Source organism: Blastomonas ursincola, assembly GCF_013607875.1.
Classification (GTDB): Bacteria; Pseudomonadota; Alphaproteobacteria; order Sphingomonadales; family Sphingomonadaceae; genus Blastomonas; species Blastomonas ursincola.
In genome coordinates this window covers 244,545-264,085 of record NZ_VDES01000001.1, presented here as the reverse complement: position 1 = coordinate 264,085, position 19,541 = coordinate 244,545, and the positions used below count along the sequence as shown (strand labels likewise).

Genomic DNA, 19,541 nt, shown 5'->3' with positions numbered 1-19,541 from the left:
GGCCCTACAGCGCCAGGCTCATCTGTTCGGGCGGAGGCGCAAAGCGCGCGCGCAAGTTGGCGCTGTCGGTCAGGCCGCCGGGCCGCCAATCGGGCGTGGTGATGAAGGGCAGCACCTTCTTTACCGACGCGGTGAGGCGCGCGAGATCACCGATGCGGATCGCGCCGAGCCGCCGTGCCGCGATGATCCGGTCGACCGCCTTGGTGCCGAGGCCCGGCACGCGCAGCAGCATCTCGCGCGGGGCGCGGTTTATGTCGACCGGAAAGCTTTCGCGCCGTTGCAGCGCCCAGGCGAGCTTGGGATCGATCGACAGGTCGAGCATGCCATCGTTCGCCCCCGCCATGATCTCGGCGCGATCAAAGCCGTAAAACCGCAGCAGCCAGTCGGCCTGGTACAGCCGATGCTCGCGCATCAGCGGCGGGCGCACCGGGGGCAGGTCGCTGCTCGCATCGGGGATCGGGCTATAGGCCGAATAATAGACCCGGCGCAGGCGATAGCCCGAATAAAGGCTGGTGGCGGAGGCAAGGATATCGTCGTCGCGCGCGCCGTCTGCGCCGACGATCATCTGGGTCGACTGGCCCGCAGGCGCAAAGCGGGGTGGCTTGGCTTTCTTGAGCAGCCGGTCCTTGCGCGCCTCGACAGCGTCCTCGACGCCGAGCCGGACATTGGCCATGGTCTTGCGGATGGTCTGTGGCTTCTTCTCCGGCGCGAAGCTCTTCAAGCCATCCTCGGTCGGCAATTCGACATTGGTCGAGAGCCGATCGGCATAAAGGCCCGCCCTGGCGATCAGCTCGGGCGAGGCTCCGGCAATCGTCTTAAGATGGATATAGCCGCCGAAGCGATGCTCCTCGCGCAGCAGCCGGGCGACCTCGACCAGCTGCTCCATCGTGTAATCCTCGGATCGGATGATGCCCGAGGAGAGGAACAGCCCCTCGATATAGTTGCGCTTGTAGAAATCCAGCGTCAGCCGAACGACCTCGGCCGGGTTGAACCTGGCGCGCGGCACGTTGCTCGACGCGCGGTTGATGCAGAAGCGGCAGTCGTAGATGCAGAAATTGGTGAGCAGGATCTTGAGCAGCGAGATGCAGCGGCCATCGGGGGCATAGCTGTGACAGATGCCCATGCCCCCGGTCGAACCGATGCCCTTGGTGCCGGTGGAATCGCGCCGGACCGTGCCCGAAGATGCGCAAGAGGCATCATATTTCGCCGCATCGGCGAGCACGGCCAGCTTCTGCAGAATCGGTTTTTCGCTCATGCCCCGGATATAGGGGTTAGAACAAAAAAAGAACAGTTTAATTTCAAGCGAGAGGCTTTGCGGGCGGCCGGTTCCGGCTAAGGTGGCGCATCGCAAAAAGGACCAACGAATGACCCTCAAGGATACTCTCGTACCCAGTTTCGCGCAGATGCTCGGCGCGCTTTCGACCTGGCTGGCCAAGGCCGAGCAGCATTTCGAGCCCGCGCAGGCGGCTGAGATTCTGCAGGCGCGGCTGGCGCCCGACATGTTCCCGTTGTTCACGCAGGTTTGCTTTGCCTGCGTTCAGGCGCAGGAGGCGATGGCGCGGCTGAACGGGCAGGATTTTCCTGAAGCGATCGCTGCGCTGCGCGGCGAGGGCGTGGATGCCGGTGCAAAGCCATGGACGATCGCCGATGCCCAGGCACGGATTGCCGATACCATTGCCATTGTGGAGGCAGCTGCCGATGGCCTGGCCGATGTCGCGGACGATATGCCCATCGCGCATGCACTGCCGATGGGCATGATCTTCGACTTTACCGCGGCCCAATATGCCCGCGACTGGGCGATCCCGCAGTTCTATTTCCACGTGATGACCGCCTATGCCATCCTCCGCGCGCAGGGCGCACCGCTGGGCAAGATCGATTATGTCGGGCACCTGCTGCCGTATCTTCGTCCCGGGACGATGCCCGGGGGAAGGTGATCGGCAGGCTGCGCCGGGCGGAGCGAGCGGCCTGCGTCTGCTCCGCCCGGCGATCGGTGCGACCCGATGGCATGCGGCCGGACATCATTGCGGCGTCAGCTGGGGATAGGTGATGCCCAGCTGCTCCAGATACGAGCTGTATTTGCTGGGATCGTAATAATATTTCTTCAGCTCGGGCCGGATGCGCTCCATCAGCTCCTTGTTGAGGTGGATCGCCGGCTGGTCTTCGGGGGTGAGCACCGGATCGTATTTCTGGTCCTTGGTCTGGACCGTGGTGAAATAGGTCTTGGCATCGCTGACCAGCTTGGGCGTGGTCATCACGTCGAGTACGGTCAGCGCCACCGCCTTGGCCCCCGCGACGGCGCCCTTGTGCGCGATCGGCGTCGCCATCGCGATCGCCGAGGTGACGTTATGCCCGATCATGCTGGGAATGTTCGACGGGAAGCGGATGGTGATCGTCGGCACGGTCCACATGATGTCGCCAATATCGTCCGACCCGCCGCCCATCGAGGTGCCGCGCGTCTCGGGCGAGGAAAGCGGCTCGACCGTCGTCTTGAGCGGCGCGACCTTGAACTTCAGCGCCTCCTGCACCGCCTTGGTGAAGGCCTGGTCCTCGGGCGACCATTTTGGCATGCCGACCATCTCGATATTGGCCTGCGCCGCCTCGGCGAGCGGCTTGTTGCCGAAATTGGGCGCGGCATAGCCCAGTACCCGGCGACTGACGAACGTCCCGGTCGCCTTGGCCGCGGCTTCGGCAATGTCGCTGCCGGTATTGTAGAGATGGCGGATGGACTCGAAATTCTGCTCGCGGAAATAATACCAGACCGATGCTTCGCCTGGCACGATATTGGGCTGCCCGCCGCCATTGGTGATGACATAATGCGATCTCTGAGTCAGCGGCAGGTGCTCGCGCCGCATGTTCCAGGCGATGTTCATCAGTTCCACCGCATCGAGCGCGCTGCGCCCCGACCAGGGCGAGCCTGCGGCATGGCTGGTGATGCCCTTGAACGTGTATTCGACCGAGACCATGCCGTTATTGCCGGAATCGCCATAGCTGGTGCCGAAGCTGGACGCGACATGGGTGAAGATCGACACGTCCACGTCCTTGAACAAACCTGCGCGGACATAATAGGCCTTGGTGGCGAGCAGCTCTTCGGCCACGCCCGGCCAGAGCATCAGCTTGCCCTTGATCCCGTGCTTGATCATCACCTCCTTGGCGGCGATCGCTGCGGCGACGATCAGCGGCATGCCCGAATTATGACCCTCGCCATGGCCCGGCGCACCCGGCACGATCGGTTTCAGTTCCGGTACGCCCGGCATCTGCGACAGGCCCAGCAGCCCGTCGACATCCGATCCCAGCGCCACCACCGGCCCATCGCCATTGCTCCAGGTCGCGGTCCAGGCGGTGGGGATCCCTGCAACGCCCTTGGTGATGGTGAAGCCGTTCTTCTCCAGGATTCCGGTCAGATATTCGGCGGTCTGAAATTCCTGAAAGCCCGGTTCCTGAAAACTGAACACGGAATCCACCATTTCCTGGACCAGCTTGGCCTGTTCGTCGACTTCCGCCATCGCCTCCTTCTTCATCGCTGCGGGTGCCTTGGCCTGGGCAGCGAACGGAGTGGAGGCCATCAACAGGGCGGTCAGCAATTTCATCGATCGGGTCATCGTCATCGGTTTCCTGGTACAAGGCGTTGATTGGTCGGGCACTGGTCACGACAGGGCGCGGAGCAGGGATGCAGGCGCGCCCTGCCGTGTCCGGGCATCACAGCTTGAAGCGCACCCCCATGCGGAAGACGCGGCCGAGCACGTCATAGAGGTTGCGGTTGGTCTGCGGATAGGCGGGGGTGTTGTCGCCGGTGGGGCCGTTCCCGACCAGCACCGGGTCGGTATCGAACACGTTGCGGACATAGAGGAACACCTCCGCCTCGGATGAGGCGATCTTGAACCGCTTGGTCACCGAAAGGTCCAGATACCATTGGCCGTCGATCCGGTTGGTGTTGATCGTGCGGAAATCGGGGGTCGAAAGCGGACAGCCGGTCTGACACTCGATGAAATTGTTGTTGTACACGCCGTCCGAAAAGCCCCGGCCCACGGCATTGAACGACCAGCTTTCAGTGTCGTAATTGGCCGACAGGCGATAGTTCCACGATGGTGTCGCGTCGCCCCCGCCCGCATTCTGCCCGGCCAGATCGACCGGCGCGTTGATGCCATTGTCGGTGATGTTGTCGATATAGTGCGACACCACCGCGCGCAGCGTCAGGTTGCCGGGCCCGATCGACGCGCGATAGCTCGCCTCGAAATCGATGCCGCGCACCTTGACCGACGAGAAGTTGAACGGAACCAGCGTGATCGTGCTGATGTCGTTCGGTGCGGCAAAGGCGATCTGCGCGCATTGCGACGCGACATTCTGTTCGAAGCACAGATTGGCGGTGGTCTGCGCGGTGAGCGTGGCAATCGCGCCGCTCAGCGCAATGTCGAAATAGTCGACCGAAGCAGCAAAGCCGGGCAGGAAGCTCGGCATGAACACCCCGCCGACGCCCCAGGTGCGCGCGACCTCGGGGGCGAGATTGAGGTTGCCGGTGATCTGCTCGAGAAAGGTGTCGGCGCGGGTGCCGCCGCCCGCCACCGGAACGTTGACGGTGTTGGTGCGCGCGGTGCCCGGAGCGAACAGATCGTTGAGATTGGGCGCCCGGATATCGCGCGAGCGGGTCACGCGCAGCTTGAAGTCGTCGATCACCTGCCAGGTGCCGCCAAGCTTCCAGGTAACCACTGTGCCCGACGTGGAATAGTCGGTGACGCGCAGAGCGCCGTTCAGATCCGCCCCTTCGAAGACAGGAAACACGGTCTCGACGAAAGCTTCCTTCACGTCATAGTCGCCGGTGGTGACGCGATAGTTGCCGTAGAGAAAGCCCAGATTGTTGGGCGCGTCCGGATTGAGCGAGCCGTCGACCTCCTCGCGGCGATATTCCGCGCCGAAGGCAAGGCTGACCGGGCCTGCCCAGTTCTCGAACAGGCTGGCGGTCTGGAAGGTGACTGCGGCGACATCCTGCTGCAGCCGCTGCCGCCGCGAAGGCTGCAGCCCGTCGTTGAAGATGTAATTGAGCGCGGCGTCGCTCACCGGGGCAAGGCCGATGCGGTTGATCGGGACGCAGCCATTGGTCGGGTTGGTCAGCGTCGAGCGGCAGACGATGGTACCCGCCGAATTGCGCACCGCGTCGGTAGCGAGCGCCAGGCGCGACGTGACCCAGGTATTGGTCAGCTGTTCCTGGGTCTTGGCGATGCCGAGCTGATAATAGGCATCATAGCTCCAAGCGATGCTGCCGGTGTCGAACGCGCCCTTGAGGCCCGCGACATAGCGATAGACGTCACGCGTATTGTCGCTGCCCTGTGCCGGTATGCCGAAATTGCCGGTGCCGATCGTGACGCTGGTGAGGTTGTTGGCGACCATCAGCGCGCGAAACGCATCGGGCAGATACGCATTGTCGCGCTGGATCACGACCGAGGGCGAGGGGGTCTTCTGGTAGAAGCTCTGCCCCTCGTAACGCGAATAGGAGACCTGGCCATACAGCTCGAATGCGGGCGAGAATTCATAGCTCGCGCGGCCGAAGACGTTGATGCGCTTCTCGTCGGGCGCGAGCGAGTTCGAATTCAGATGCCCTTCTCGGCTGATGCGGAAGTCGCCGCCCTGCATCCACTGGCCGCGATTGGGGCCATAGGTGAACTGGTTGAGGCTCGCCTGACCGGTGGCGGGGTTGATCGACCCGAAATATGTACCTCGCAAGGGACCCGAATTGACGATGCCGCCCGGCGTGAACTGATAGGTGCCAATTCCCGCCGCCACGAGGCGCTCGGGCTGGCCGTTGCCCACGGCATAGGCGGGGTTGTCGATCTGGAAGAAGCCGCTCTGCTGCCATTTCCGGTCGATCGTATCGACGCCTTCCTGCGTGAAATAATCGCCCGCAAGCAGCAGCTTACCCCGGCCATCGGCGAAATTGGTGCCGCCGGTCAGACGGACGAGATGGTTCGGCACGTCGCCATAGGTGGTGATGCCATATTCGTACTCGGCCTTGAGCCCGGTGAAATCCTTGTCGAGGATGAAATTGACCACCCCTGCGACCGCATCCGATCCATAAGCCGACGAGGCGCCGCCGGTGACCACTTCCACTCCCTTGATCAGGCCCTGCGGGATGGTCTGGACATCGACAAAGCCGACTGTGGCCGATGCGACGGAGCGTTGCCCGTCGATCAGGATGAGCGTGCGGTTGGCGCCCAGATTGCGCAGGTTGACCGTGGCGATCCCGGCCTGGCCGTTGGAGAGCGAGCCCGAATTGGTCGAGGACGACTGACTGCCCCTGACCGCGGGCAAGGTGCTGACATAGTCGCCGATATTCGCCTGGGGTTCGGCGTCGAGTTCTGCCTCGGTGACGACGTTGACCGGGGTGGGGGCATCATAGCCATCGCGGGCGATGCGCGATCCGGTAACGGTGATGATCTTCTCGGCTTCGCCATCGGCTTCGCTGGTTTGCTCGGCGGCCTGGTCGCCGGCGGACTGCGCCAGCGCGGCCGGTGCGAACCCCAGTGCCGGCATGGCAGCGGCACAGGCCAGAAGCGCCTTTGTCCGAAGTAAACGTCGCGAATAAGGCGTAGAAAAGGACCCCATGGATTACCCCCCAATTATCTGGTTTGTAGGGCCTTTCGCCATCTTCTCCCGATTTGTTATTTTATAATCTTCAGTCCTTGCATTTAGGCAATCCTGATCGTCTTGGTCTGCACGAAATGTAAGATTGTTGTGCGTCTCTGAACGATTATGTGCCTTGATCCCTGATTGCCGGAGCCATTCTGCCCCTTCGCCCTTGCAGGCTAACAGAAAACGGGGCAGAATAAACATCGAAATTTGCCAAATTCGCCCGGAATTTGTGCGGATAACCAATCAAAAATGGGGAATTTGAATGAAATCCGCTGCGCTGGAGCTCGACAGAACCGATTTTCGAATCCTTGAGGCTTTGTCGTCAGAAGGCCGAATGTCCGACGTGGCATTGGGCGAGTTGATCAATCTTTCCAGTACCGCCGTGGCCCGTCGTCGCCGAATCATGGAGGAAGCGGGAATAATCATAGGATACAGCGCCAGTCTTTCCTTGCAGGAACTGGGATTTTCTGGCGTAGTTATTGTGATGGTCGAATTGCGGTCGCAGGCAGAACATGTGCTTGACGAATTCGAACGCGAAGTCATCAAATGCCCTTCGATATCCTATTGTGGATTCATTTCGGGCGATACCGATTTCATAATCATGATCCACGTAAGCTCGCTGGACGAGTATGATGAAATCTATCGTCGCGAACTATCCAACCTGCCAAATGTCGCAAAAATTCGCAGCAGCTTCGTATTGCGCGAGGTTGCCCGCCGCTCTGCGGTACCGATCATATTTGAGCGCGGCAAGAAGCAGGCGCGCCACGCTGGCTGAGACATGCGAGCACCGCGAATCGTTCGATTCGCCGCGCATGGACTGTTGCACCCAAGGAAAGAGGAGTGGTGCCCGGGGACGGGATCGAACCGCCGACACTGCGATTTTCAGTCGCATGCTCTACCAACTGAGCTACCCGGGCATCGGGCCGTGCCGCACCGCTTGCAGGGTGGGCTTTCAAGGCTCATCGCCAGACCGGCGATTTGGAGCGCCGCCTATAGGCAGGCTTGGGCAGGCTTGTCCATAGCAAAATCACCTGCCTGCCATTGCCGCTCAATCATATTCGGCATCGGGCCGGTCAGCGGGCGGGCCGGGCACGCGATAGCCTTCGCCCAGCCAGTTCAGCAGGTCGCGATCCTTGCAGGCCTTGCTGCAAAAAGGCGCGAAATCAGGGCGTGCTGGTTGCTTGCACAAGGGGCAGGGGCGGGGGGTGCTCATCGCTCGAGCATCTAGGTCCGGTGGGGCGCAACTGCAACCGGTCTGCCGATGCGCCGCTGCAGTTCTTCCAGCCAGTCGGGCTGGCGATCCAGCAACGCCGATTCGGCAGGAGCAAGCGCCAGCATGATCGGCCCGGTGCCGTCCGAGCGCTCGGCGCTGCGCAACTGGCCCAGCAGGCTCCAGCGCACAGGATCGGCGGCGTGCAGCTCGATGAGCGATGCACGCGGGCGCCGCGCGACGATCTGCATCAGGCCGAAGCCGTTGATCGCGGTTCGCTCGCACGGCACCTGCATCGCCGCATCGAACGCTTCGACCACGGCATTGCGATCCGCCTTGTCCGACAGGGCCGGGAAATCGACCACGATGCCCCCGCCGACGCCGTGCCGCCGGATCGCTTCCCCAAGCGCCGCGGCAGCGGCCAGCGCCAGCGCGCGTGGCACGACATCCCCGTCCACATCGACGACCATCATCGCGGGCGTTGGCGAGAAGGTCAGCAGCCCGCCGGCAAAGGCGACCTGGCCGGTCTCGGCTTCCTCGATCACTTCGTGCCAGCCCGCATCGGCAAGCCGGTCAAGGCCGCCCGCAAGGCAGCGGATGATCTCGATGCCTTCGGCGTTCAGCCGGTCGATCAGGCGCGGGGCCGCGCGCAGCGGCGTTTCGCTGGGCACGGGCTTGAGTCGCGGGGGCTTGGCGCGGCGGGTGCCGGGCTCGATCATTGCCTCGCGCATGACCTGCGCGCGGACGATCGCGCCTTCGCTGGCGCCCTTGGGCACCGGCTGGATCATTGCCTCGCTGCCATCCGACAACAGTGCCCGCGCACGATGACCTCCCGCGCTTCTGGCGAGCAGCTTGACGTCGAGCACGGCACCGACAGCATATGCGTCATCGTGTCGCTGGATGCAGGCTTCGACGATCCGGCCCCGCTCGATCAGCGCTGCGCGCTCTTCGCCGATGCCGTCTTCGTAGAGCCAGTGGGCCATGTCAGGGCTTGAGCAGGCCGGCGCTGAGCAGCATGCTGCGGGTCTCGTAGAGCGGCAAGCCCATGATGCCGCTATAGCTGCCCGATATCGACCGGATCAGCGCTTCGGCGCTGCCCTGGATGGCATAGCCACCGGCCTTGCCCTGCCATTCGCCGCCCGCAATATAAGTTTCCACCTCGTCGGCATGCAACCGCTTGAAGGTCACGATGCTCTCGGAAAGCCGGTGCAGGGCGCGTCCACCAGGCAGCATCAGCGTGACCGCAGACAGCACCAGATGCCTGCGCCCGGAGATCAGGTCCAGGCACATGCGCGCATCGGCCTCGCTCTCGGCCTTGGGCAGGATGCGGCGGCCTGCGGCGACGACGGTATCGCCGGACAGCACGGCACTATCGGGATGCTGCGCGGCGATGACCGCCGCCTTCTGGGCCGCCATGCGCCGCGCATAGACTCGCGGAAGCTCGCCCTTGTGCGCGGATTCGTCGATATCGGCGGGGATGATGGCGTCCGCAGTGATGCCGATCCGCGCCAGCAATTGCTGGCGGCGGGGGCTGGCCGATGCGAGGATCAGCTGCGCCATTATTTGAAGCGGTAGGTAATCCGGCCCTTGGTCAGATCATAAGGCGTCAGTTCGACCAGAACCTCATCGCCCACCAGCACGCGGATGCGGTTCTTGCGCATCTTGCCGGCGGTATGGCCCAGGATTTCGTGATCGTTTTCCAGCTTTACGCGGAACATGGCGTTGGGAAGCAGTTCGACCACCTGGCCGCGCATTTCGAGAAGTTCTTCTTTTGCCATTCGGCCCCTGCAATGTGGTTTGCGTTGCGGCGGCGCGACCTTTCGCGCCACCCGGCTGCATGGTCAGGGAGTCCCCTGGGCCCATGCAAAGTTCAGCGCGCCTTACAGACAAAGCGTGCAAAAGAAAAGACGGGAGTTTGCAAGGGGCTGGCCGAAGCGTCGAACCGAGGCGATGGCTAAAATTTGTTACAATTCAGCACTGGGCAATCCGGGCATGCGCATCATATTGCGCTGCAACAGATCAACGCCCCAGGCGCTCCCCCATTGGCGCCAATGATAAAGAGACGCTGTCCCCCATGACCCTTTCCCCGTCCTCGCGGTCAGACGCCCCGATTGCTGCTCGCCGTTCGTTCGGCCTTTCCCTTGCAACGGTCCTGTTGGTCGCAGCGAGCCCTGCCGCACTGGCTGCATCGCTCGAAGACGCAGCGGTCGATGCCAAGGCCGTCAGCGCCGAGGCTGCGCAGCCGCAGGATGCGGCGCAAACCCCCGCCGATCCGCCGCCGCCCGATACCGAGCCGGATGCCGATGGCGAGACCATCGTGGTGCGGGCCGAGCGGCTGCGCGGGTCGATCCAGACCGATATTCCGCCGGTGACCGAACTCAATGCGCAGGATGTCGCGAGCTATGGCGCCTCGTCGCTCGCCGAGCTGCTGCAGCAGATCGCGCCGCAGACCGGCAGCGCGCGCGGGCGCGGCGGCGACGGCCCGGTGGTGCTGCTCAACGGCCAGCGCGTCTCCGGTTTCCGCGCGATCCGCGACATTCCGCCCGAGGCCATCGCCAAGGTCGAAGTGTTCCCCGAAGAGCTCGCGCTCAAATACGGCTTTCGTCCCGATCAGCGCGTCATCAACTTCATCCTTGTCGACAATTACCAGAGCCTGGCGGCGGAGGTCGACAACGGCCTTTCGACCCAGGGCGGTTATGGCACGACCGAGTTCGAAGGCACCTTCACCAAGCTGGGCAAGAACACCCGGCTGATCGTCGACGTGGAATATGAGATGGCGACCGCCCTGCGCGAAAGCGAGCGCGGCATCATCCAGCCGGACAGCAGCGCGCCCTTTGCGCTCGGCGGAAATGTCGGCGCGTCGCCGTTCGGAACGGGCGCCGAGATCAGCCCGGCGTTGAGCGCGCTCGCCGGGCGGACGGTGACGCTGGCAGGCGTGCCGCAGGGACTGACCGGCGCCCCGGCGCTCTCCGCCTTCAATGGCGCGCCGAACACGACCGATCTGGGCGAGTTCCGCACGCTCATCCCCAATTCGGACCGCATCCAGGCGAATGCGACCTATGCCCGCAATCTGGGGCCGGACACCAATGTCCAGGTCAATGCGACCTATACCAACAATTTCGCGACATCGCTGCTCGGACTCAACACTGCCACGCTGACGGTTCCGGCGGCCAACCCGTTCAACCCCTTCGGCCGCGATGTCAGCCTGCTCACGGCGTTCGGCGATCCGCGCGCCATCACCCGGACGGTCGATACCGATACCTATTCGCTCGGCTTCAACGCCAATGGCGTGCTGCCTGCGAACTGGAAATGGGCGCTGACGGGTGACTATACCCGGGTCGATACGCTGACGATCATCGATCAGCCGGTGGACACCAGCGGCGTCCAGGCGGCGATCTCGCGCGCGACAGGAGCGATCAATCCGTTCACCGGGACGCTGGGTTCGCTGCTGCCCGGCCTGGTGAGCGATACGGCAGAGAGCCGCAACCAGCTGTTCAACACGCAGCTCACCGCCAATGGCAAGCTGGCCGATCTGCCCGCAGGCCCGGTCAACCTCACCCTGGTCGGCGGCTTTGCCCGCCGCCTGCAGGATTCGACCGACAGCCGCAGGGCAGGGCAGGGGAGTGTCTCGCTCACCCGCAGCGAGGCGAACGTCTCGGCGAATATCGATGTGCCGCTGGTCGACACCTATATGTCGGACTGGTTCGGCAAGCTCTCGGTCAACGGCAATCTCGGCTATCGCGAACTCAGCGATATCGGTGGGCTGCTGAGCTTCGGCTATGGCCTGAACTGGGCACCGACCGACACGCTGACCATCCAGGCCTCGCTGATCGGCGAGGAGGCCGCGCCCGGCATCGGCCAGTTGGGCGATCCGCAGATCGTGACGCCCAATGTCAGCACCTTCGACCTCGCGCGCAACGAGACGGTGCTGGCGACGATCATTTCGGGCGGCAATCCGCTGCTGACGGCCGAGGAGCGTCGCGACGTCAAGGTGTCGGTGAGCTATCGGCCGCCGTTCGTCGAGGGGCTGGATTTCCTCGCCGAGTTCATCCGCAACCGCAGCTATGGCACCACTGCTTCCTTCCCGATCCTGACGCCCGAGATCGAGGCGGCATTCCCCGACCGCATCATCCGCGATAGCGACGGTACGCTACTCGCGATCGACCAGCGCGCGATCAACTATGATCGCGTGACCAGCGATCGGCTGCGCTACGGCATCAACTTCTCGAAGCGGATTGGTGGCGATGAACGCGGCGGTGGCGCTGGCGGCCCTCCGGGTGCGGGGCGACCGGGTGCGGGTGGCGGCCCACGCAGTCCGGGTGCGGGCGGTCCTCCGCCGGGTGGTTCGGGTGGCGAGCGTGCAGCGGCGGGCGGACCTCCGCGTGGCCCCGGCGCCGGTGGTCCGCCGCGTGGTCCTTCGGGCGGCTTCGGTCCCGGTGCGGGCGGGCGTGGCGGTCGCTGGAACATCTCGATCTATCATACCGTCCGCTTTGCCGAGACGATCCGCATCCGTCCGGGCCTGGCCGATCTCGACCTGCTGGGCGGCTCGGCCATCGGATCGAGCGGCGGCGTGCCGCGGCATGGCGTAGAGCTGGAGGGCGGACTGTTCCTCAACGGCATCGGCCTGCGCTTTACCGGCAATTACCAGAGCGGATCGCGCGTCGACGGCGGCGGCCTGCCGGGTTCCACCGACCTGCGCTTCAACGATATCGCGACCTTCGGCATGCGCGCGTTCGTCAATTTCGACAACAAGCCCAAGCTGACCGAGGCACTGCCGTTCCTCAAGGGGTCGCGGCTTCGTCTGGGGGTGGACAATATCTTCAACGCGCAGCAGCGGGTGACCAACGAGGCGGGTGAAGTCCCGCTGCGCTACCAGCCCGGGTTCATCGATCCGCAGGGGCGCGTCGTTTCGCTGAGCTTCCGCAAGCGCTTCTAAACCCGGGAGGGCGTGGCAAATTTGCCATGGCTTTTGGCGAAGCCCGCGTTTAAAGACGCTGACCTTGAGCCGGGGCGAACGCCTTTCGGCCGCGAAAGCTATGCAAGGAGCCCGTTTTGGCGCTGACACCGAAAAAGGACGCAGACGCCGCGCGCGACGCCATGTTCCTGCGCGAAGTCGATGATGCGCTGCGTCAGGACCAGATGGCTGGGATCGTCCAGAATTACGGCAGGCACCTTCTGATCGGCATCGTCGTCATCCTGCTCGCGCTGGGCGGCTGGTTCTGGTACCGCCACAGCCAGGCCGAGGCTGCCGGTGTGCGCGGCGAGGAAATGACCAATGCGCTCGATGCGCTGCGCAACAACAATCTGGCAGGCGCAGCCAACGCCCTGAAGCCGCTCGAGACTGCGGACCAACCGGGCTATCGCGCCGCCGCGCAACTGCTCCAGGCGGGCATCAAGCAGGAACAGAACGATCCCAAGGCGGCAGCGGCGATCTTTGCCAAGGTGGCCGGCGATGACAGCCTGCCGCAGCCGCTGCGCGACCTTGCGCTGATCCGCCAGACGGCGGCAGAATATGACAGCCTGAAGCCGCAGGACGTGATCGCGCGGCTCAAGCCGCTGGCCGTGCCGGGCAATCCCTGGTTCGGCAGCGCAGGCGAAATGGTTGCCATTGCGCACATGCGTATGAACAAGCCGGATCTGGCGGGTCCGCTGTTCCAGAAGCTGGCCGAAGACAAGCAGATGCCGGAAACCATCCGTTCACGTGCGCGTCAGTTGGCGGGTGTCATGGGCATCGACGCGGTCGATGATCCGGGCAAGGCGCAGGGCGTTGCGACCCCCGCTGCTGCGCCGGGTCTGGCCGCACCGTTGGGTGCGCAGTAAGAAGAATTTTGCGGGTCGCTACCGTTGACGTTGATTTAGTGATGATTCGGGGAGCTTGACTGGCAATGCACAAGGCAAAATGGGCGACGATTCTCGCGCTGTCGGCCACGCTGGCAGGATGCGGCGTTCTGGGCGGCAAGGATAAGCCCGTCACGCCCACTGTGGGCAATCGCACCTCCATTCTGACCCGCGCCGAAAACGGTGCGGAGGTGGACAAGGACCTGGCGGGCGTATCGGTCATCCTGCCGCCGGCAGTGACCAACGCAAACTGGAACCAGCCGGGCGGCAGCGCCACCAAGGCCATTGGCCATCTGACCATTGGCGACAATATCACCCGCGCCTGGAGCGCCCGGATTGCAGGGTCGAGCCTGCGCGTCCGCCTCGCCGCCGCGCCGGTCGTGTTCAACGGTCGCCTCTATGCCATCGACACCAGCGGCACGGTCCATGCCTATGACGCCGCGTCGGGTGCCCCGGTCTGGTCGGTGACGATCGAGCCGGATAATGGCGGATCGGCCTCGGTTTTCGGCGGCGGCGTCAGCGTGGATGCGAACCGGGTCTATGCCACCAACGGCGTCGGCGAAGTCGCCGCGCTCAACCCCAGCGACGGTTCGCAGATCTGGCGCGTCAAGCCGGCTGGCCCGCTGCGCGGCGCACCGACCCTGGCCTTCGGCTCGGTCTATGTGATGACGCAGGACAACCAGCTCATCGCGCTCAACCAGACCGATGGCACCACCACCTGGAACCAGAGCGGATCGCTCGGCCAGGCGGGCGTGTTCGGCGTGGCGGCGCCGGCAGCGGGGCAGGGCACCGTGGTCGCCGGTTTCTCGAGCGGCGAGCTGATTGCCTATCGCTATGAAAATGGCCGCAACCTGTGGTCCGATGCTCTGGCGCGCACCAGCATCTCGACCTCGGTGTCTACGCTGACCGATATCGATGCCGATCCGATCATCGATCGCGGCCGCGTCTATGCAGTGGGCGAGGGCGGCCGCATGGCCGCCTATGAGCTGGTCACCGGTCAGCGCATCTGGGAGCTCAACATCGCAGGGATTTCGACCCCGGTGATCGCGGGCGAATGGCTGTTCGTGCTGACCGACGACGCGCGCATCCTGTGCATCGCACGCGCCACCGGCAAGGTGCGCTGGTCGACCCAGTTGCAGCGTTATCGCAAGGAAAAGAAGAAGGAAGGCGCGATCTACTGGAACGGGCCCGTGCTGGCGGGCGGACGCCTCTTCACGGTCAACACCGAGGGCGAAGTGGGCAGCGTCAATCCGGCGGACGGCACGTTTTCGCTGCTGTTCGAGCTGAAGGAGAAGGTGTCGTTGCCCCCGATCGTAGCAGACAACACGCTCTACATTCTCGACGACGGCGGCACGATTACTGCCTATCGGTGATGACAGCCTGATTGCGGGGGGAGACAAATGCTCCCTTCCGCTATACAGGCGCAGACATGTTACCCGAAATCGTCATTATCGGCCGGCCCAATGTCGGCAAATCCACCTTGTTCAACCGTCTGGTGGGCAAGAAACTGGCGCTGGTCGACGACCAGCCCGGCGTCACGCGCGACCGGCGCGTCGGCAAGGCGGAGCTGCTCGGCCTGCACTTCCAGATCGTCGATACCGCAGGCTATGAGGACGAGGACCCCGAGACGCTGCCGGGCCGGATGCGCCAGCAGACCGAAGCCGCCGTCGCCAGCGCGCGCGCGGCGATCTTCGTGTTCGATGCCCGTGCCGGGCTGACCCCGCTCGACGAGGAAATCGCCCGCTGGCTGCGCACCACCAAGACGCCGATCATCCTGATGGGCAACAAGGCGGAGGGCCGTTCTGCCGATGCGGGCCTCATGGAAGCCTATGCGCTGGGCATGGGCGAGCCGATCGCGTTCAGCGCCGAACATGGCGTCGGCATGGCCGAACTGTTCGACGCGCTGCGCCCGCTGATCGAGGACTGGGAAGAAGAGGGCGAGCCAGAGACCGAGTTCGCCAATGTGCATCTCGATGCCGAATCGGTCGACGAAAGCGCGCTGGAAGCTGCGCCGCTGCAGCTTGCGATCGTCGGGCGTCCCAATGCCGGCAAGTCGACGCTGATCAACAAGATCCTGGGCGAGGATCGGCTGATCACCGGCCCCGAGGCCGGAATCACCCGCGATTCGATTGCGATCGACTGGACCTGGAACCCCGCCGATGGCGCGCCACCGCGCAAGGTGCGGCTTATCGATACCGCCGGCATGCGCAAGAAGGCCAAGGTTACCGACAAGCTGGAGAAGCTCTCGGTCGCCGATGCGCGCCGCGCGATCGATTATGCCGAGGTCGTGGTGCTGCTGCTCGATGCGACGCGCGGGCTGGAGCTGCAGGAGCTCAAGATCGCCGACCATGTCATCAAGGAAGGCCGTGCACTGGTCATCGCCATCAACAAGTGGGACGTGGCTCAGGATGCCTCCAGCCTGTTCAACGGCATCAAGGCGGCGCTCGACGAAGGTCTCGCGCAGCTCAAGGGCGTGCCGGTGCTCACCATTTCGGGCGTTACCGGCAAGGGCATCGACACGCTGATCAAGGTGGCGTTCGAAACGCGCACCGCCTGGTCGCGCCGCGTTTCGACCGGCCAGCTCAACCGCTGGTTCGAAATGGCCGTGGAAACCAATCCGCCGCCAGCTCCCGGCGGCAAGCGGATCAAGCTGCGCTATATCACCCAGGCCAAGGTGCGCCCACCGGGCTTCGTCATCTTCGGCACGCGCGTCGACGAACTGCCGGAAAGCTATTCGCGCTATCTCGTCAACGGCCTGCGCCGCGAGCTCGGATTCGGCGCGGTACCTGTGCGGCTTACCTATCGCGCGCCCAAAAATCCCTTTTCAAACAACTGATTTGGGGGCAATTATTGAACGCTGCCCAGTCATCGACATTTTTGTCTTAAAACGATCAATGACTAGCTTTGCGCAAGACTTCATTTACCATTAGCGATGTAGTTTCCGGTGTCAGTGCTTGGACATGCCGGGAGAAAGCATCATGTCTTACGAGGAAGCGCCGTTGGTGAACTGGTCGACCTATGCCGATGCACGGGCGACTATGGGCAACGATTTCGTGCGCATTCTGGGCTATTTTCGCGAGGACGGCGTCAAGTCGGTCGACGCGATCGAAGCTGCGATGCGTGAACGCAACGCGGCCCGGCTGGTGCTGCCCGCGCACACGCTGAAGAGCGAAGCGCATCAGTTCGGCGCGGAGCGCCTGGGCCTGCTGTCCGAGAAGATCGAGATGGTCGCGCGGCACTGCGTCGAGACGCATGTCGAGCCTGACGAGCTGCTCGAAGACGTGGTCTCGTTGCGCGAGATGTTCCTGGGCTCGCTCACGCTGCTTGAAAAGGAAGCCAATCCGCTGGTCGAGCGGCGTGGCTTTGGCCGGCGCCCGCTGGCAGCGGCGGGAGGCCTTTCGGCGCCGCGCAGCTTCGGTCGCGCCTGACACGACCAGTGGCCACCGCTTGACCGGGCGGCCTTGCGGTCATATCTGGACGGCATGGCTATCCGTCCCATCCTAGAAGTACCCGATCCGCGGTTGAAAACCGTCTCCACGCCTGTCGAGACGTTCGACGACGAGCTGCGCACGCTGGTCGCCGACATGTTCGAGACCATGTACGATGCGCCCGGCATCGGCCTGGCCGCGATCCAGGTCGGCGTGCCCAAGCGGGTGCTGGTGATCGACCTGCAGGAGCAGGAAGACGAGGAAGGCAAGCCGATTAAGGCGCCGCGCGTCTTCATCAATCCCGAAATTCTCGACCCTTCGGCCGAACAGTCGCTGTACAACGAGGGCTGCCTGTCGGTCCCCGACCAATATGCCGAGGTCGAGCGCCCCGCGAGCATCCGCGCGCGCTGGCAGGACCTAGACGGCAAGGTGCACGAAGAGGCGATGGACGGGCTGATGGCGACATGCCTGCAGCACGAGATGGACCATCTCGAGGGCATCCTGTTCATCGACCACCTGTCGCGGCTCAAGCGCCAGATGGTGCTGAAAAAGCTCGAGAAGATGCGCAAGGCGGCGTGATCGCTGCACTGACCCTTTATTGCTGAAAGCCGTCAACCCCGCGAAGGCGGGGGTCCCGCTTCTCCTTCGCCTTTGCCAGATAAGCGGGATTCCCGCGTGCGCGGGAATGACGATGGCGGCAAGCACCTTACCCCAATCCGGCGGCAATGCCCCATTGCCAAGCGTGCCACCGCGCTCTAGGTTCGCCTTTCGTTCCACTCTTGAGTTCGGAAGCTTGTCATGGACCCGATGGTCGCCATTCTCATCGCTGTTTCGCTGATCGTCGGGCTCGGAATCGGCTGGTTCTTGGGCGGCAAGCCGGTCGCCGATGCCCGTGCCGAGCGCGACGAGGCGCAGGCGCAGCTCAAGGCGCTGCAGGAGCAGTTCAATGCGGCTATCCGCGATCTCGCTGGGACCAGCGAGCGTGCGAAGCTCGCGGACGAGCTCGCGCTGAAACTCGACGAGGCGCGCCAGCAGGGCGCGGCGCTGCAGGGCCAGCTTGCCGCTGCCAGCGAGCGTGCGCGCCAGGCTGATGATCTGGCTCAGCGGCTCGATTCGCTGCGCACGCAGTACGAGACCGTTTCGACCGAGCTTTCCGCGATGAAGGCCGATGCCGCCAATCACGATAAGCAGGTGAGGCTGCTTGTCGAGGCGCGCGAGCAGCTGGCGCAGCAGTTCGGCGAGGTCGGCAACAAGCTGCTCGGGGAGGCGCAGGAGGCATTCCTGCGCCGCGCCAGCGAGCGTTTTGCCCAGTCCGAGGAGAAGAACGAGGAAAAGATCCGCGCGCTGCTCGCGCCGGTGGGCGAGCGGCTGAAAAGCTATGAGGAGCAGGTCCAGAAGATCGAGGCGACGCGCAGCGAGGCCTATGGCAATCTCACCGGGCTGATCGAGCAGATGCGCGCCGGGCAGGAGCGGGTGCAGACCGAGGCGGCGCGGCTGGTCAACAGCTTGCGCAATGCGCCCAAGGCGCGTGGGCGCTGGGGCGAGCAGCAACTGCGTAACGTGCTCGAAAGCTGCGGCCTCGCCGAGCGCACCGATTTCGACATGGAACGCAGCGTCGAGACCGAGGACGGACGGCTGCGGCCCGATGCCGTGGTCAAGGTGCCCGGCGGGCGCTCGCTGGTGATCGACGCCAAGGTGTCCCTGAACGCCTATCAGGATGCGTTTGGGGCAGAGGATGACGACGCTCGCCGGATCGCGCTGACCGCGCATTGCGCCTCGATGAAGGCGCATATCGATGGCCTGTCGCGCAAGGCCTATTGGGACCAGTTCGCCGACGCGCCCGATTATGTCATCATGTTCGTGCCTGGCGAACATTTCCTCTCCGCCGCGCTCGAGCATGACGCCAAGCTTTGGGATTACGCGTTCGAGAAGAAGGTGCTGCTCGCGACGCCGACCAATCTGGTCGCGATCGCGCGCACCGTGGCCAGCGTCTGGCGGCAGGAGGGTCTCGCGCAGGAGGCCCGGCAGATCGGCCAGCTCGGCAAGGAGCTCTACGACCGACTCGCGGTCTCCGCCGAGCATTTGAAGCGCGTCGGCTCGGGCCTGTCGAGCGCAGTCGGCCATTACAACAAGTTCGTCGGCAGCTTCGAGCGCAATGTGCTGTCTACGGGCCGCAAGTTCGCCGCGCTCAACATCGAGACCGGCAAGCGCGAACTGGAGACGATCGACGAGATCGAGGCACTGCCTCGCTATGGCGACGCCGCGCTGATCGCGGCGGGCGAGCCGGAGGAAGCGGCAGAGTGACCGCCTGAAATTCCTGCCACAGCTTGCTGGGGGAGGGGGACCGCCCGCGCAGCGGGTGGTGGAGCGGTAGCTTCGTGGTGCCTCGACTGGACGCCGTGCTATCCTTTTTCCCCTCCACCCCCGACCTTCGGTCGGCGGTC

The 19,541-nt window shown here is 64.1% G+C and carries 16 protein-coding genes and 1 tRNA gene; 9 read left to right on the top strand and 8 right to left on the bottom strand.

Annotated features, from left to right (window positions below; all coding sequences use genetic code 11):
• Positions 1-4: 4 nt before the first annotated feature.
• Positions 5-1,255 (bottom strand): putative DNA modification/repair radical SAM protein, encoded by a 1,251-nt coding sequence (locus FG486_RS01300; RefSeq protein WP_181266143.1) that lies wholly within the window; start codon positions 1,253-1,255, stop codon positions 5-7.
• 109 nt (positions 1,256-1,364) lie between these two features.
• On the opposite strand from FG486_RS01300, the gene FG486_RS01295 reads away from it, so the two are divergent.
• Positions 1,365-1,934 (top strand): DUF1993 domain-containing protein, encoded by a 570-nt coding sequence (locus tag FG486_RS01295; RefSeq protein WP_181266142.1) that lies wholly within the window; start codon positions 1,365-1,367, stop codon positions 1,932-1,934.
• Positions 1,935-2,018: 84 nt separating this feature from the next.
• Here the strand turns inward: FG486_RS01295 and FG486_RS01290 are convergent, their stop codons facing one another.
• Both FG486_RS01290 and FG486_RS01285 read right to left on the bottom strand, forming a co-directional pair.
• Positions 2,019-3,605, bottom strand: coding sequence for an amidohydrolase (locus FG486_RS01290; protein ID WP_422125038.1), 1,587 nt, complete (start codon positions 3,603-3,605; stop codon positions 2,019-2,021).
• A gap of 91 nt (positions 3,606-3,696) precedes the next feature.
• Complete coding sequence (locus FG486_RS01285) at positions 3,697-6,522, bottom strand: TonB-dependent receptor plug domain-containing protein (protein ID WP_181266141.1); 2,826 nt, start codon at positions 6,520-6,522, stop codon at positions 3,697-3,699.
• 361 nt (positions 6,523-6,883) lie between these two features.
• Between FG486_RS01285 and FG486_RS01280 the strand changes: the two genes are divergently transcribed.
• Positions 6,884-7,396 carry an Lrp/AsnC family transcriptional regulator gene (locus FG486_RS01280; protein WP_181266140.1) on the top strand — a complete coding sequence of 171 codons (513 nt, stop codon included), beginning with the start codon at positions 6,884-6,886 and terminating at the stop codon, positions 7,394-7,396.
• 66 nt (positions 7,397-7,462) lie between these two features.
• On the opposite strand, the gene FG486_RS01275 is transcribed toward FG486_RS01280, so the two are convergent.
• The 5 genes from FG486_RS01275 to infA all read right to left on the bottom strand — a co-directional run bounded on the left by FG486_RS01275 (position 7,463) and on the right by infA (position 9,609).
• Positions 7,463-7,538: transfer RNA gene (locus FG486_RS01275), tRNA-Phe, on the bottom strand.
• A gap of 131 nt (positions 7,539-7,669) precedes the next feature.
• Positions 7,670-7,834, bottom strand: coding sequence for a DNA gyrase inhibitor YacG (locus tag FG486_RS01270; RefSeq protein ID WP_066284860.1), 165 nt, complete (start codon positions 7,832-7,834; stop codon positions 7,670-7,672).
• An 11-nt stretch (positions 7,835-7,845) separates the two neighbouring features.
• A complete protein-coding gene (locus FG486_RS01265; RefSeq protein ID WP_181266139.1) occupies positions 7,846-8,814 on the bottom strand; it encodes a ribonuclease E/G in 969 nt (322 codons plus the stop codon).
• Position 8,815: 1 nt separating this feature from the next.
• Entirely contained in the window at positions 8,816-9,391 is a 576-nt protein-coding gene (locus tag FG486_RS01260) for a Maf family protein (protein ID WP_181266138.1), read from the bottom strand.
• Positions 9,391-9,609 carry a translation initiation factor IF-1 gene (infA, locus tag FG486_RS01255; RefSeq protein ID WP_010162480.1) on the bottom strand — a complete coding sequence of 73 codons (219 nt, stop codon included), beginning with the start codon at positions 9,607-9,609 and terminating at the stop codon, positions 9,391-9,393. Before infA ends, FG486_RS01260 begins: the two co-directional genes overlap by 1 nt.
• Before the next feature lie 296 nt (positions 9,610-9,905).
• On the opposite strand from infA, the gene FG486_RS01250 reads away from it, so the two are divergent.
• The 7 genes from FG486_RS01250 (at position 9,906) to FG486_RS01220 (ending at position 19,401) form a co-directional block, all read left to right on the top strand.
• Entirely contained in the window at positions 9,906-12,767 is a 2,862-nt protein-coding gene (locus FG486_RS01250) for a porin family protein (protein WP_181266137.1), read from the top strand.
• A gap of 116 nt (positions 12,768-12,883) precedes the next feature.
• Positions 12,884-13,651, top strand: a complete 768-nt coding sequence (locus tag FG486_RS01245) for a tetratricopeptide repeat protein (RefSeq protein ID WP_181266136.1) — start codon at positions 12,884-12,886, stop codon at positions 13,649-13,651.
• Positions 13,652-13,716: 65 nt separating this feature from the next.
• Complete coding sequence (locus FG486_RS01240) at positions 13,717-15,042, top strand: PQQ-like beta-propeller repeat protein (RefSeq protein ID WP_181266135.1); 1,326 nt, start codon at positions 13,717-13,719, stop codon at positions 15,040-15,042.
• A 56-nt stretch (positions 15,043-15,098) separates the two neighbouring features.
• On the top strand, positions 15,099-16,505 hold the full coding sequence (gene der / locus FG486_RS01235) for a ribosome biogenesis GTPase Der (protein ID WP_181266134.1): 1,407 nt from the start codon (positions 15,099-15,101) through the stop codon (positions 16,503-16,505).
• A gap of 142 nt (positions 16,506-16,647) precedes the next feature.
• Positions 16,648-17,097: an Hpt domain-containing protein gene (locus FG486_RS01230; RefSeq protein ID WP_066284871.1), complete on the top strand. Its 450-nt coding sequence runs from the start codon at positions 16,648-16,650 to the stop codon at positions 17,095-17,097.
• Positions 17,098-17,151: 54 nt separating this feature from the next.
• The gene (gene def / locus FG486_RS01225; RefSeq protein WP_023837385.1) at positions 17,152-17,676 is read left to right on the top strand and encodes a peptide deformylase; all 525 of its coding nucleotides are present in this window, start codon (positions 17,152-17,154) and stop codon (positions 17,674-17,676) included.
• A 219-nt stretch (positions 17,677-17,895) separates the two neighbouring features.
• Entirely contained in the window at positions 17,896-19,401 is a 1,506-nt protein-coding gene (locus FG486_RS01220) for a DNA recombination protein RmuC (RefSeq protein ID WP_181266133.1), read from the top strand.
• Positions 19,402-19,541 lie beyond the last annotated feature (140 nt).

Excerpts from the sequence above, each read along its gene's own strand:
- FG486_RS01300 (WP_181266143.1), bottom strand. The coding sequence starts at position 1,255 with ATGAGCGAAAAACCGATTCTGCAGAAGCTGGCCGTGCTCGCCGATGCG.
- FG486_RS01295 (WP_181266142.1), top strand. The coding sequence starts at position 1,365 with ATGACCCTCAAGGATACTCTCGTACCCAGTTTCGCGCAGATGCTCGGC.
- FG486_RS01290 (WP_422125038.1), bottom strand. The coding sequence starts at position 3,605 with ATGACGATGACCCGATCGATGAAATTGCTGACCGCCCTGTTGATGGCC.
- FG486_RS01285 (WP_181266141.1), bottom strand. The coding sequence starts at position 6,522 with ATGCCGGCACTGGGGTTCGCACCGGCCGCGCTGGCGCAGTCCGCCGGC.
- FG486_RS01280 (WP_181266140.1), top strand. The coding sequence starts at position 6,884 with ATGAAATCCGCTGCGCTGGAGCTCGACAGAACCGATTTTCGAATCCTT.
- FG486_RS01270 (WP_066284860.1), bottom strand. The coding sequence starts at position 7,834 with ATGAGCACCCCCCGCCCCTGCCCCTTGTGCAAGCAACCAGCACGCCCT.
- FG486_RS01265 (WP_181266139.1), bottom strand. The coding sequence starts at position 8,814 with ATGGCCCACTGGCTCTACGAAGACGGCATCGGCGAAGAGCGCGCAGCG.
- FG486_RS01260 (WP_181266138.1), bottom strand. The coding sequence starts at position 9,391 with ATGGCGCAGCTGATCCTCGCATCGGCCAGCCCCCGCCGCCAGCAATTG.
- infA (WP_010162480.1), bottom strand. The coding sequence starts at position 9,609 with ATGGCAAAAGAAGAACTTCTCGAAATGCGCGGCCAGGTGGTCGAACTG.
- FG486_RS01250 (WP_181266137.1), top strand. The coding sequence starts at position 9,906 with ATGACCCTTTCCCCGTCCTCGCGGTCAGACGCCCCGATTGCTGCTCGC.
- FG486_RS01240 (WP_181266135.1), top strand. The coding sequence starts at position 13,717 with ATGCACAAGGCAAAATGGGCGACGATTCTCGCGCTGTCGGCCACGCTG.
- der (WP_181266134.1), top strand. The coding sequence starts at position 15,099 with ATGTTACCCGAAATCGTCATTATCGGCCGGCCCAATGTCGGCAAATCC.
- FG486_RS01230 (WP_066284871.1), top strand. The coding sequence starts at position 16,648 with ATGTCTTACGAGGAAGCGCCGTTGGTGAACTGGTCGACCTATGCCGAT.
- def (WP_023837385.1), top strand. The coding sequence starts at position 17,152 with ATGGCTATCCGTCCCATCCTAGAAGTACCCGATCCGCGGTTGAAAACC.
- FG486_RS01220 (WP_181266133.1), top strand. The coding sequence starts at position 17,896 with ATGGACCCGATGGTCGCCATTCTCATCGCTGTTTCGCTGATCGTCGGG.